The organism is Pseudomonas sp. CCI4.2 (assembly GCF_034350045.1).
Classification (GTDB): Bacteria; Pseudomonadota; Gammaproteobacteria; order Pseudomonadales; family Pseudomonadaceae; genus Aquipseudomonas.
Genome location: NZ_CP133781.1, coordinates 1,790,518 through 1,803,975, shown reverse-complemented (window position 1 = coordinate 1,803,975; position 13,458 = coordinate 1,790,518). Strand labels below are relative to the sequence as shown.

10 protein-coding genes are annotated in these 13,458 nt (G+C 55.3%); 9 read left to right on the top strand and 1 reads right to left on the bottom strand.

Features of this window, described 5'->3' with window-relative positions; genetic code table 11:
* Positions 1-74 precede the first annotated feature (74 nt).
* The 7 genes from tssI (at position 75) to RHM65_RS08035 (ending at position 10,321) form a co-directional block, all read left to right on the top strand.
* Positions 75-2,216, top strand: a complete 2,142-nt coding sequence (gene tssI, locus RHM65_RS08065) for a type VI secretion system tip protein TssI/VgrG (RefSeq protein ID WP_322184659.1) — start codon at positions 75-77, stop codon at positions 2,214-2,216.
* Positions 2,213-2,764 carry a DUF4123 domain-containing protein gene (locus tag RHM65_RS08060; protein WP_322184656.1) on the top strand — a complete coding sequence of 184 codons (552 nt, stop codon included), beginning with the start codon at positions 2,213-2,215 and terminating at the stop codon, positions 2,762-2,764. Before tssI ends, RHM65_RS08060 begins: the two co-directional genes overlap by 4 nt.
* 1 nt (position 2,765) lies before the next feature.
* The gene (locus RHM65_RS08055) at positions 2,766-6,461 is read left to right on the top strand and encodes a hypothetical protein (RefSeq protein ID WP_322184654.1); all 3,696 of its coding nucleotides are present in this window, start codon (positions 2,766-2,768) and stop codon (positions 6,459-6,461) included.
* Between the two features lie 386 nt (positions 6,462-6,847).
* Positions 6,848-7,525, top strand: coding sequence for a hypothetical protein (locus RHM65_RS08050; protein WP_322184652.1), 678 nt, complete (start codon positions 6,848-6,850; stop codon positions 7,523-7,525).
* A complete protein-coding gene (locus RHM65_RS08045) occupies positions 7,522-8,190 on the top strand; it encodes a hypothetical protein (protein ID WP_322184650.1) in 669 nt (222 codons plus the stop codon). Before RHM65_RS08050 ends, RHM65_RS08045 begins: the two co-directional genes overlap by 4 nt.
* A gap of 458 nt (positions 8,191-8,648) precedes the next feature.
* Positions 8,649-9,254, top strand: a complete 606-nt coding sequence (locus RHM65_RS08040; protein WP_322184648.1) for a hypothetical protein — start codon at positions 8,649-8,651, stop codon at positions 9,252-9,254.
* A complete protein-coding gene (locus RHM65_RS08035; RefSeq protein WP_322184646.1) occupies positions 9,251-10,321 on the top strand; it encodes a hypothetical protein in 1,071 nt (356 codons plus the stop codon). The genes RHM65_RS08040 and RHM65_RS08035 overlap by 4 nt, the downstream gene beginning before the upstream one ends.
* 367 nt (positions 10,322-10,688) lie before the next feature.
* Here the strand turns inward: RHM65_RS08035 and RHM65_RS08030 are convergent, their stop codons facing one another.
* On the bottom strand, positions 10,689-11,681 hold the full coding sequence (locus tag RHM65_RS08030; RefSeq protein WP_322165339.1) for an IS5 family transposase: 993 nt from the start codon (positions 11,679-11,681) through the stop codon (positions 10,689-10,691).
* Between the two features lie 232 nt (positions 11,682-11,913).
* Between RHM65_RS08030 and RHM65_RS08025 the strand changes: the two genes are divergently transcribed.
* Together RHM65_RS08025 and RHM65_RS08020 are read left to right on the top strand one after the other, a co-directional pair.
* Positions 11,914-12,591 (top strand): hypothetical protein, encoded by a 678-nt coding sequence (locus tag RHM65_RS08025; protein WP_322184644.1) that lies wholly within the window; start codon positions 11,914-11,916, stop codon positions 12,589-12,591.
* On the top strand, positions 12,588-13,256 hold the full coding sequence (locus RHM65_RS08020; protein WP_322184642.1) for a hypothetical protein: 669 nt from the start codon (positions 12,588-12,590) through the stop codon (positions 13,254-13,256). Before RHM65_RS08025 ends, RHM65_RS08020 begins: the two co-directional genes overlap by 4 nt.
* Positions 13,257-13,458 lie beyond the last annotated feature (202 nt).

The window sequence follows — 13,458 nt, the reverse complement described above, 5'->3', positions numbered from 1 at the left end:
TGGGATGCGCCCGATATACATCGCCGACATCGCCTCGCAAAGTTGCCGCATCTTTTGATGCGGAGAATCTGCCAATGCCTCAGGCCGCCGTCCCAACCTTCACGCTGAGTGTGAAAGGTCTTGAAAATCCTTCTTTGCAAGTGCTCGCGTTTGATGGCGCGGAAGCCGTCAGCACGCCTTACGCCATCACCGTCGAACTGGTCAGTCGGTCGTCTGGTATTGAGCTGTCGGACCTGCTGCACAAGGCGGCTTTCCTTGGTTTTGGCCCGGACGGCGAAGGCATTCACGGGCATATTCACTCCATCCACAAAAGCGATTCCAACGCCCGGCTGACCCACTACGTCGCGGTGCTCAAACCCTCTCTCGCGTACTTGGAACACAGCAGCCACCGCCGCTCGTTCCAGCAGATGAGCGTGCCGGCGATCATTCTTGAAGTGCTGAAAGAGCACGGCCTGTTTGACGGCCTGGACGTGCAATTCGACAGTGGCGTGACCCGCGCTCCGGTCCGTGACTATTGCGTGCAGTACGACGAAAGCGACCTGCACTTCGTCAATCGGCTGTGCGAAGAAGACGGCTGGTTTTACCGTTTTGAGCATTCGGCTGACGGCCATCGGTTGATTTTCGCCGATGACGAAATAATGTTTCCCCACGCGGCGCGGTTGGCGCTGCCGTTCAAACCGTTGAACGGCATGGTGCCCGAGGACTATTCGATTCAGTCCTTCGGCGTGCGCCTGGCGGCACGCACCAGCCACGTGGTGCATCGCGATTATGATTTTCAGAAAGCCGGTTATTTGCTGGAAAGCGTTAGAAGTCCGCAGGCGACCCCAGCCCAAGTCCAAAGGGGTGAGGCCCTGCATGTCGATCCCAAGCTTGAGCATTACGTGTATCCCGGCCGCTTTCTGGAGGACGATCACGGCAGACGATTATCCAACCGAGACCTGGAACGGCACCGCACGGATTTCCAACTGGCCGACGGCGGCAGCGATCACCCGGTGTTGCGCAGCGGGACGGTGATCCAGCTGGAAGACCATCCGCAGCTGAAATGGAATAACCCGTGGGTGCTGATTTCGATCAAGCACGAAGGGCGGCAGCCGCAGGTGTTGGAAGAATTGGGCGCTGACGCTCTGGTCGCCGCCGGAAAAATCGCTCAGGGTTATCGGAACTCCTTCACCGCCATCCCGGAAACGATCCAGTTTCGCCCCGCCTTGAGGCACCCCAAACCGCTGATTCACAGCACCCAAACCGCCAAGGTCACTGGCCCGGAAGGCGAAGAAATTCACTGCGATAAATTCGGTCGGGTGAAGGTCAAGTTTCACTGGGATCGCCGCGAACTCAACGACGACACCAGCAGTTGCTGGGTGCGGGTGGCGTCGAGTTGGGCGGGCAACAGTCATGGCGCCGTGACCTTGCCTCGGGTCGGCATGGAAGTGTTGATTTCCTACCTGGAAGGCGACGCGGACCGGCCGATGGTCATGGGCTGTTTGCCGAACAGTCTGAATCCGGTGCCGTATGAGTTACCGGCGAACAAGACCAAAAGCGTGTTCCGCAGTCGCAGCTCCAAGGCCAGCCAGGGCTTCAACGAAGTCTCTTTTGAAGATCGCGATGGCGCTGAACGGGTCTACCTGCGTGCCCAGCGCGACATGGAACAACTGATCCAGAACGACAGCCGTCTTGAGGTGCGCGGTCAGCGGCTGGAAACGGTCAAGGGCAACAGCGTTTCAGTGCTAGAAGCTGAGCACCATCAAGCCATCACGGGCGACCGCAAGGTGCAGTTATCGGCGGGGAGTCATTTGCAGGTGGCGGGGTCCAGTCATACCCGCGTGACCGGCGCCTTGGTGATCGAAGCCGGGCAAGACGTGCACTACAAATCCAGCGCGAACTTCATCGTCAACGCTGGCGTCACCCTGACCTTGGCGGCGGGTGGGCAACATCTGGTTATTACGCCTGCGGGGATATTTTCCAGCGTACCGATCTTGCTGGGAGGTGCGCCGCTGCCGGGTATGCCCGCAATGCCGCTGGCACCGGCCGGTGTTGATGGGCTGGAGGCTGAAATGCTCGCCCCAGTCGTTCAGACCGATCCGGCTGTTCAGCAGAAGCTTTCTGGCAACGACACGATTATCGAATTGTGCCAAAAGCCTAAAAACGGCACGCCTATGGACTGCCCGCTTTCAGATTGTCCTTGCCGAGAGGCCATGAGCAAGGGGGCGCACGCATGAGCATCTGGATGCTGCTGGAACCTAGAAAATCGCTGCTGGCCGAGCTTTTTCAGCACGTCGACCATCCGGAATTTACGCCGCTATTTGCATCGACAGAGATGGCTGCATACGTGGAATTTAGTCCGTTGTTAGTCGCGGACGACAGTGGACAGGCGCTCTCGCGCTCAGTACGACTGGCGCCTGGTGACTGGCCGGGGCTGATTATCGAAAGCGAGCATTCTTGCGAAGCGTTGCTTGCACACTTGCGACACATCCTCATCGTCCGCTTTGATCAGACCCGCACCGGGATGCTGCGCTACTGGAATCCCGCTGTTGCAGAACGGCTCTTTTCAGCCTGTACCGAGGAAAATATTGCCAGCTGGCTTGGCCCGATTGACCGCGTGCATTGGTACTCGGCCGACGCGACTGAATGGCAAACCCGCAACACCCCCCATGCAGCTTCATGGCTCCCGACCGGCACCCCCTCTTTGTTATCGATCAGCGTCGAGCAAAGCCGATCACTCAATCAGCCACTTCAATCAACGATTTCCAACGGACAGGAGTCCTGACATGACGCAGAGCACACTGAGCAGCGGCCCTTGCTGCGAAGTCAACAAGCTGATCGTGCAGGTCACCGGCAACGGCCATCCAGATACCCAGCGGTTGGCGTTTTATGAGCACGACAGTTTGAAACGACTGGATGCCCTGACTGATTCGGACCGCCCTGAAACCTTAACCGGCGAGTACTTACTGAACAGCGCCTTGCATGTCTGGGCCTGGTCCAACACCTTCAAACACCGCTTGTGGCTAGAGATCGCCAGCGTCGACGGCGCACCGATTCGGGTGCCGCTCCCTGAAGTCTCGATCACCCCGCGTCAGTTCGACGGTCAATGGAATCAGATCGTCCCGGTCGTGCCCTTCGTCGCGCTGCCCGGTGTCAACAGCACCCACGATAACGGCACCCCGGTGTTGTGCCGCGCTGGTTTCATCTACGTGTTCCTCAACGGTCGAGTGTGGCGCGAGCTGGAAGTGCGGGTCGACGATGAACGGACCACCTACCACGACGTCGATTTCAATGAATACCGCATGGGGGACGAAATCGAACCCCGTTCACGGCTCGCGACCGGGCAAGCACTGGAAGATATCTGGCTGCCGTCTAGCTGGAATAACCTGCCGGTAGCGCCCCAACTGTGCTTCAGCGAAATCCAATTGTCCGGTCCGCGATTGCGCTGTCTGGAGAACGACTCGGCGCTGCGCAGACAACGCTGCCAAAGCCCGAACCTGCGAAGTTCTCTTGCCACGTTCGAACGGCTTTTTCACAACAAACCTGATGGCACTGCAATGCTTGAGGCATTTGGTGCACTTAACGCTCACGATAAAGTGCGCCCTCAAGCCGCCGCCGATGCTCACGTCAGTTGGCTAAATTACGACACTCACGCATTTCCAGTCAGCAGGGTCGCGCCACAACGAGCACGCCAGCCAGGTTATGAGTGGCTGCTGGACCAACCGGCCCGTTATCTGTGCGACTTGAGTGGACAGTTTCCGGTTCGGGCGCTGAGCGAAGCGCATGCCCACGTCACCCGCTCTGAGCGCGGCGAGACGGCCTACCAAGCGACGCCCCTTGAAACCGGCGCGTGGGCGCATTGGATAGGAGAACTGTGTACGCCGCAGCTTGGCGACGAGCTCTGGCACGAACAGCCAGAAGCCCCGGACGTGCTGCACCGCGCACGCCAACGCAATCTGTACGGCGTTATGCTGCAAGACTCACATTATCGGCTGCGCCACCTGCACACCCGGGTCAATGATCAACAGAACCTGCTGCAACTTTGCGCCGCCCGCGCCAGCCGCCACGCGCATCACGCCAGTGCCTTGCTGGTGCAACAACTGGTCGTACCAAGCACCTTGGGCGGCGGTACCAATCCGCTGCATAAACAGCTCAATGCACTGAAGCTTCAAGGTCGGATCGACGTCAATCGGTTCACCGCCAGCGGTGAACGCCAGCAGCTCTGGCGGTCGCTGGAGATGAGCCAGGCACTGCTGAGCGAATGCCTGACAACCCGACGAACCCAACAGACCCTTGCCGATCACCTGAGCTTGGAAGGCTTCGATTATGTCGCCGCGCTGCATTTTGTCAGTCAACTGTTTGCCAGCTTGGCGACCCGGCCCTCTCAGACCGACCCCCTGGCAGTCAATGGTGAGGTCGGCGACGCCGTGACGGGTCTGAGTAAAAGCGGCTCAGACCCCAGCGACGGACAACGGCTAATTCAACACATTGCCAACGATGAAACCCATCCGCTGCATCGGATGTTATGGCCAGCGCTTGAGTCCCAGGATACGAACGCACCCTATGTTCAATCCGCCGTCCCAGACATCAACGGTGGCGATGGGCTGTTTCGGCCCAATGCACTGCTGGCCGCTGTCAGTTGTGAGGTCATTGACCCGAAGCAACTCAATACGCTCGACGCTTATTTACTGGCCGGTTTGGTGGAAAGCGGCAGCCTCAACAACACCTTCACCGGCACCCTAAAAGCAGCGGCCGCCGCGCTGGGAAATCTTTTTGAAAACCTGCAAGGCTCGGTGGATACCGCAGAGCGCGCGGTGCAGGCAGCACGAAATATTCCAATATCGACCACATCCCCAGCCCCAGTAGTAAACCTGACGCAGCAAAAGCGAGCCGTGGCGCAATTGCGCAGCATGCTGCCGGGTGGTTTCGGTGCCCTGCACTTCCTCACCCATCAAGAGGCCAGAAACAAGAATCTGTACATCTTTGGCTTGACCGACCTGCCGGAAATCCCGGAGCGCCTGCGCAGGCCGAGCCTTGACTATCGATCCGCGTCCGACATATCGATGGTTGAACCTCAGCACTATCGCAACGGCGGCGACCTACGCCCCAACACGATCGTCATTGCCATGCCCCGCGAGCATCGGGTTGCCCAGCTGGTTAGTAGCGTGAACCAACGAGTAAATGCGGCGTGGCAGGAGAATATGGCCGAACAAGAAAAGGTCAGGGGCAATGCGATTCAGCAGGCGGTTAAACACCAACAGGCATTGAAGAGCGAGTGGATGTACAAGGCGCTGAACTCCACACCGTTTGCCGCGATGGTGGGGATGTTGGAGGTTTGGAATTTGAGGAATGAGTGGGTAGCGTGGGATGCCGTCGAGCGAGAAAAGGGACAGTTGAGGGCTGTAGGTGGCGCAGCCGGAGCGGGATTGGATTTATTAATCGCTATGGAGGCGTTAACTGTAAAGTTAGCAGGTAGCCAACCCATTCTCGCAACGGCTCGAAAAGTGTTGTTTACAATTCCAGAGACTACCGCGAAACGAGTACTCGGTTCGTTGAGTGAGTATTTAGTAAAAGAGTTCTCTGCCCGATTGATAGCTCAAATGGTGGTTGGATCGGTTTTCGTCGGCCTCAATCTTTACGACGCGTGGTATGCCCATCAATGGGGCGATGATGCCAAGTGGGGCCACCTGCTTATGGCCGCGGGCGGCCTGACCGGCATCGCAAGCACGATGATGGTCGGAGGATCTACTCTCTTAGGCATGGGCCCCTTGGGCTGGATTACCCTAATATTTGTCAGCATCGGGGTAGGGCTGGTGTACTGGCTGACTTCGACCCCCATCGAAGACTGGTTAAGCGCAGGCCCCTTCGGTCCAAATGCCAATCGCGCACCCCATCTCCAATCGCCGGAACCGGCCTTCTACTACCTCGTCAGCCTAATCGCCGACATTCGTATCACCGTTGAACGCAACCCGGAATACACCGTCCCCGCCTACAGCGAACACTACAATCCGGTACCCAAATATGTGCGTGAAGCAGACACGCGCATTCGAATAGAAAGTAACTTGCCCGGCCTCCTGACGGGACCTGGCGACCTCAGCACCAAAGCATCGTGTGCGCTGATGATGGTCCGTCGATTCCAGACTCGCTTTGATGGCTCCCCTCGCGTAGAAACCCAGCTATATCCCGAGACCAAACCTATTACGTATCGGCGGACAATTAACGGCTTAGAAATATTCATCGTGACACCGTGGGAGAGGTACGCCGAAACAGCTCGCTCTAACGATGCAGTCTCGGCGCATATCGAATGGCAAGTCCGTGCACAATTGACATTAAGCGATGGCGATTCGTCGTGGGTATTCCCGGCGCCAAAGCCTAAAGACCCGACGCCCTTCAATTCCACCCACGCAGCACCTAACTTCAAGGAAGTTGGACAACTCTACTGGGCAGATGAAACCACCCATAAGGCAAGGGGCGACAAATGAAGTCGCTCAACTCGCCTTACTATGCGGCGACAGCGTATCGAGCAGATTGCATCCCCAAGCAACAACCATCATCTGAGCGTTCGTGGATACGGCGCTTTTCCAAGGTGCGCTTGCCGTGGGGGTTTACCCAGAAAATCGCACCCGATGACTTTCTGCTTCGGCTTAAACCCAGCACTTTACGATTTCAGGAGGATATGAATAAGGAGCGGGAGGAAAAGCAAAAATCGGGCACTTATATTCCGGCCCCATATGAACACGTGGACTTCCATGACCGGCATGATCATGAGCGCTTCAGGTTTTCGTTGTGGTCAAAAAGATCTCAGTTTTGGATCTATCTAAACCTATTCGGAAAGTGGGGATTCATTATCATACTTCCCGTGTATTTAATGACTATCTTCGCTGGTGCCACTAAATCTAGACAACCCTATCTAGACGCATTAGTTTCGTTATTCGAAGCATCAGCGCATGTACTTCTACTGCCGCAACTTTTCTGCTGGGCAATCGCAGCCCTAGTCATCCGCTTCCTCCCCCACCTCTGGGTCAAACCCTCCCGAGGCCCCATCTGGGAAATCAATCGCCGCACCGGTCTTGTCACTCTCTTCGATTACAACAACAACGGCGAGTACAAAAAGAACGGCACCATCGGTGAACTCACCGCACCGTTTTACGAGTTCGACGCCTACATCGCGACCATCCCGGACCGCCAAGGCTTGTCGATGAATGTGCTGTACATCGCCCACCGCTACCGCGATATCGTCATCAACTTCCGCCCCTTATTCGCTCCCGGCGAAGGCCAGCTGTGCTGCGCCCTGTGGGATTTTCTGCAGAACTACATGGACACCAGCCGCCCGCTGCCAGACTTACCGCGCTACGAACAATACCGACACCTCGACCCAACAACAGCTGAATACGACCGCAAAATCGGCCGCGACCCAAGGTTTTGGATCGATATGGACGATGCCGCATTCAAGCAAGCACTCTACGACATGCGCGGCAAGATCGATCAGATCGACACCTTCCAGCGCCCGAACTTGATGGCGCGGTATGTGGAGTATGTGGATTGAGTCCCTCGAATGCCATGTGGATTAGTGCTTGGCTTAGTGCGGGGCCCTTCGGCCCTAACAGTGACCAAGCGCCCCATCTGCAAGCCCCGGAAAATGCGTTCTACTACTTGGTCAGCCTGTTTGCCAACATCCGCATCACTGTTGAAGCCAACCCCGAATACTGCCTGCCGGCCTGCATCGAGAGCTTTAATCCGGTGCCCATGGATATACGCGCATCCGATACGCGCATCCGAATCGAGAGCAACCTGCCCGGCCTATTGACCGGACTGGGCGACCTCAGCACCAAAGCCTCGTGTGCGCTGCTTAAAGTTCGCCGATCCCGCGTTCGCTTGGATGGGCCGCCTCGCGAAGAAACCCACCTATTTCCCGAGGCCAAGCCTAAGGCGTACCGGCCGAAGCCCGATGGAATGGAAATATTCTTGCAAACACCTTGGGAAACGCTGGTTGAAGTTTCACGCTCAAACGACACCGTGTCGGTTCACACACAATGGCAAGTCCGTGCCCAACTGACACTAAGCGATGGCAGTTCATCCTGGGTATTTCCCGCACCGAAGCCCAGAGACCCAACCCCTTTCGGCGCAGCCCACGCCGCACCCAACTTCAAAGAGGTCGAACAACCTTTTTGGGCAGATGAAACTACCCATAAAGCGCTGGGTGAAAAATGAACGGCCTTGATTCGCATTACTACGCAGACACGGCTTACCGCTCTGACCGTATTTCCAAACAACCACCTTCAGCAGAGCGCCCATGGATACGGCGCTTCGCAAAAATGCGTTTGCCGTGGGGGTCGGCGCAAGAAGTCGCGCCTGATGACTTTTTAATTCGGCGCAAACCCAGCAGCTTGCGATTTCAGGAGGAAATGAACAAAGAGCGTGAAGAAAAGCAAAAATTGGGCACCTACATTCCGGCTCCATATGAACATGTGGACTTTCATGACAGGCATGATCACGAACGTTTCAGGTTTTCGTTATGGTCAAAACAATCACAATTTTGGATATACACGCTACTGTTCGGAAAGTGGGGGGCGATAATGCTATCGCCGCTTATTGTTTTGGTGTGTATTTTTGCCGAAACCAAATCTAATTCTGCCTCGCTCATAAGTTTTTTCAGCGGGATATGGGATATGGCGTATATAAGCGTAGCCCCCCTTAGCATTGCCTGGGGGGTAAGTTCGGTCGTAATCAATTACATTCCTAAACTCTGGGTCAAACCCTCCCGAGGCCCCATCTGGGAAATCAACCGCCGCACCGGCCTGGTCACCCTTTTCGATTACGACAACAACGGCGAATACAAAAAGAACGGCACCATCGGTGAACTCACCGCCCCGTTTTATGAGTTCGACGCCTACATCGCGACCATCCCGGACCGCCAAGGCTTGTCGATGAATGTGCTGTACATCGCCCATCGCTACCGCGATATCGTCATCAACTTCCGGCCCTTATTCGCTCCCGGTGAAGGTCAGTTGTGCTGCGCGTTATGGGACTTTTTACAAAACTACATGGACACCAGCCGCCCGCTGCCAGACCTGCCGCGCTACGAACAATACCGACATCTCGACCCAGCAACGGCTGAATACGACCGCAAAACCCGCCGCAATCCAAGGTTCTGGATCGATATGGACGATGCTACCTTCGAGCAAGAACTCTACGACATGCGCGGCAAGATCGATCAAATCGACACCTTCCAGCGCCCGAACCTGATGGCGCGGTATGTGGAGTATGTGGATTGAAATTCTGCGCTTTGGAAACGACTTACTACGCCGATACGGCTTATCGCTCAGATCGGATTCCCAAGCAAAAACCATCTGCTGAGCGTTCATGGATACGGCGCTTTTCCAAGGTGCGTTTGCCGTGGGGACTAACTCAACAAGTCGCACCCGATGATTTTTTGACAGAGGCGTCACCTGAGGATCTCCGACGGGTAGAAAAAGGTTTGCAGGAGAAAAAAGAAAAGTTGGTTTTAGGTACTTATGTACCAGCGCCATACGAGCACGTGGACTTCCATGATAGGCACGATCAAGAACGCTTTAGGCTTTCGTTATGGTCTAAACGATCACATTTTTGGATATATTTAACCGGAGGAGGTCGGGCGCTATTTTATCTAGCATTAGTAGTATCTGTTATGACTTATTTCATGGCGCTATATGCAAGCAGTGATACATGGCAGCAAATAACAGAAGATAGCCTTCAAATATTTTCTATATGGGTAGGCGCTCCTCTTCTTTGCTGGGTTCTCGGCTCATTAGTCATTCGCTTCCTCCCCCACCTCTGGGTCAAACCCTCCCGAGGCCCCATCTGGGAAATCAACCGTCGCACCGGCCTTGTCACCCTTTTCGATTACGACAACAACGGCGAATACAAAAAGAACGGCACCATCGGTGAACTCACTGCGCCGTTTTATGAGTTCGATGCTTACATCGCCACCATCCCGGATCGTCAGGGTTTAGTGACTAACGTGCTTTACATCGCCCATCGCTACCGCGATATCGTCATCAACTTCCGCCCCTTATTCGCTCCCGGCGAAGGCCAGCTGTGCTGCGCCCTGTGGGATTTTCTGCAGAACTACATGGACACCAGCCGCCCGCTGCCAGACTTACCGCGCTACGAACAATACCGACACCTCGACCCAACAACAGCTGAATACGACCGCAAAACCCGCCGCAATCCAAGGTTCTGGATCGATATGGACGATGCTACCTTCAAGCAAGAACTCTACGACATGCGCGGCAAGATCGATCAGATCGACACCTTCCAGCGCCCGAACCTGATGGCGCGGCATGTGGAGTATGTCGATTGAAATCCTGTGCTTTGGAAACGACTTATTACGCCGCCACCGCTTATCGCTCTAATCGGATTCCCAACCAACCACCTTCGGCAGAGCGCTCATGGATACGGCGCTTTTCCAAGGTGCGTTTGCCGTGGGGACTAACTCAACAAGTCGCACCCGATGATTTTTTGACAGAGGCGTCACCTGAGGATCTCCGACGGGTAGAAAAAGGCTTGCAGGAAAAAAAGGAAAAGGTGGCTTTAGGGAAGGTCTGAAATAAGACCTTCTTTTTCTGGCAAATCGGGCGTCAAGCGCTCCGAAAGAAAGTACTTCACTGAAATTTCGAAAATATCGGCTTTTATTGATGAATAAGCCGGTTTTAAGCACTTATTAACCCTTAATTTCCATACTGCGGACGCACCTGTCCTATAGGCTCCATCAAATGTCGGCGCGCCATCCACAGATTCGACAGTGCAAACAGTGTCACCAACTGCGCCGTGTTCTTTACCAACCCGCGAAACCGCACCTTGGTGTAACCAAACTGGCGCTTGATCACCCGAAACGGGTGCTCAACCTTGGCCCGAGTTTGCGATTTGGCGTATTCAATCTTGCGCAACGCACGGCCAATGACGCTTTTTTCTCCATGTTTGCGGCGGCTGCTGGGCCTGGCGGAGATCGACCAGATCATCTCGCGCCCCTCATGTTCAAGCCGCTTTTCTACGCCGGTGTAGCCCGCGTCGCCACAGAGATGGGTCTCTTCGCCGTGCAGCAACTGATCGACTTGAGTGACGTCCGCGACATTGGCTGCCGTGCCCACCACGCTGTGCGTCAGACCCGTATCAGCGTCTACTCCGATGTGCGCTTTCATCCCGAAAAAATATTGATTACCTTTCTTGGTCTGATGCATTTCGGGGTCGCGTTTACCCTCTTTATTCTTGGTCGACGTCGGCGCATGAATGATCGTGGCATCAACAATTGTGCCCTGACGAAGCATCAAACCTCGGTCTCCCAGGTAGCCATTAATGACCTCCAGGATTCCCCCGGCAAGATGGTTTTTCTCCAGCAGGCGACGGAAGTTGAGAATCGTGGTTTCGTCGGGAATGCGTTCCAGATTCAACCCCGCGAACTGGCGCAGAATCGTGGTCTCATAAAGAGACTCTTCCATTGCTGGATCGCTATAGCCGAACCAGTTCTGCATCAGGTGCACACGCAACATGGCCATCAAGGGATACGCCGGGCGGCCCCCTTCGCCTTTTGGATAATGCGGCTCGATCAAAGCGATCAACCCCTTCCAGGGGACGACCTTGTCCATCTCGCTCAGGAAAATCTCACGGCGGGTTCGCTTACGTTTACCGGCGTACTCGGCATCGGCGAAAGAAATTTGCTTCATGGGGGGCAACCGCTCGGCTCATGTGATGGGGGACATTTCACCAGATTTGAAAACCTTTTTCAGAGTTTCCTTAGGTACTTATGTACCAGCGCCATACGAACACGTGGACTTCCATGACCGGCATGATCATGAGCGCTTCAGGTTTTCGTTGTGGTCAAAAAGATCTCAGTTTTGGATCTATCTAAACCTATTCGGAAAGTGGGGATTTATTATCGTACTTCCCGTGTATTTAATGACTATCTTCGCTGGTGCCACTAAATCTAGACACCCCTATCTAGACGCATTAGTTTCGTTATTCGAAGCATCAGCGCATGTACTTCTACTGCCGCAACTTTTCTGCTGGGCAATCGCCGCCCTAGTCATTCGCTTCCTCCCCCACCTCTGGGTCAAACCCTCCCGAGGCCCCATCTGGGAAATTAACCGCCGTACCGGTCTCGTCACACTCTTCGATTACGACAACAACGGCGAATACAAAAAGAACGGCACCATCGGTGAACTCACTGCGCCGTTTTACGAGTTCGACGCCTACATCGCCACCATCCCGGACCGCCAAGGCTTAGTGACGAACGTGCTGTATATCGCCCACCGCTACCGCGACATCGTGATTAACTTTCGTCCTTTGCTGGCACCCGGCGAAGGTCAGTTGTGCTGCGCGTTATGGGACTTTTTACAAAACTACATGGACACCAGCCGGCCGCTACCGGACTTGCCGCGCTATGAACAATACCGCCACCTCGATCCAACAACGGCTGAATACGACCGCAAAATCGGCCGCGACCCAAGGTTTTGGATCGATATGGACGATGCCGCATTCAAGCAAGCACTCTACGACATGCGCGGCAAGATCGATCAGATCGACACCTTCCAGCGCCCGAACTTGATGGCGCGGTATGTGGAGTATGTGGATTGAGTCCCTCGAATGCCATGTGGATTAGTGCTTGGCTTAGTGCGGGGCCCTTCGGCCCTAACAGTGACCAAGCGCCCCATCTGCAAGCCCCGGAAAATGCGTTCTACTACTTGGTCAGCCTGTTTGCCAACATCCGCATCACTGTTGAAGCCAACCCCGAATACTGCCTCCCGGCCTGCATCGAGAGCTTTAATCCGGTGCCCATGGATATACGCGCATCCGATACGCGCATCCGAGTCGAGAGCAACCTGCCCGGCCTATTGACCGGACTGGGCGACCTCAGCACCAAAGCCTCGTGTGCGCTGCTGAAAGTTCGCCGATCCCGCGTTCGCTTTGATGGGCCGCCTCGCGAAGAAACCCACCTATTTCCCGAGGCCAAGCCTAAGGCGTACCGGCCGAAGCCCGATGGAATGGAAATATTCTTGCAAACACCTTGGGAAACGCTGGTTGAAGTTTCACGCTCAAACGACACCGTGTCGGTTCACACACAATGGCAAGTCCGTGCCCAACTGACACTAAGCGATGGCAGTTCATCCTGGGTATTTCCCGCACCGAAGCCCAGAGACCCAACCCCTTTCGGCGCAGCCCACGCCGCACCCAACTTCAAAGAAATCGAACAACCGTTCTGGGCAGATGAAACCACCCATAAAGCGCAGGACGACCAATGACTGCAATAAATTCGTCCTATTACGCCGTCACCGCATACCGCTCTGACCGGATGCCCAAACAACCACCTTCGGCAGAACGCTCGTGGATACGGCGCTTTGCTAAATTTCGCCTCCCATGGGGGCTAACCCAAGAAGTTGCGCTGGATGACTTTCTAATTCGGCGCAAACCCAGCAGCTTGCGATTTCAGGAGGAAATGAACAA

What these genes read in the sequence shown, in the direction of transcription:
- tssI (WP_322184659.1), top strand. Translation starts at nt 75, where the DNA reads ATGCCTCAGGCCGCCGTCCCAACCTTCACGCTGAGTGTGAAAGGTCTT.
- RHM65_RS08060 (WP_322184656.1), top strand. Translation starts at nt 2,213, where the DNA reads ATGAGCATCTGGATGCTGCTGGAACCTAGAAAATCGCTGCTGGCCGAG.
- RHM65_RS08055 (WP_322184654.1), top strand. Translation starts at nt 2,766, where the DNA reads ATGACGCAGAGCACACTGAGCAGCGGCCCTTGCTGCGAAGTCAACAAG.
- RHM65_RS08050 (WP_322184652.1), top strand. Translation starts at nt 6,848, where the DNA reads ATGACTATCTTCGCTGGTGCCACTAAATCTAGACAACCCTATCTAGAC.
- RHM65_RS08040 (WP_322184648.1), top strand. Translation starts at nt 8,649, where the DNA reads ATGGCGTATATAAGCGTAGCCCCCCTTAGCATTGCCTGGGGGGTAAGT.
- RHM65_RS08030 (WP_322165339.1), bottom strand. Translation starts at nt 11,681, where the DNA reads ATGAAGCAAATTTCTTTCGCCGATGCCGAGTACGCCGGTAAACGTAAG.
- RHM65_RS08025 (WP_322184644.1), top strand. Translation starts at nt 11,914, where the DNA reads ATGACTATCTTCGCTGGTGCCACTAAATCTAGACACCCCTATCTAGAC.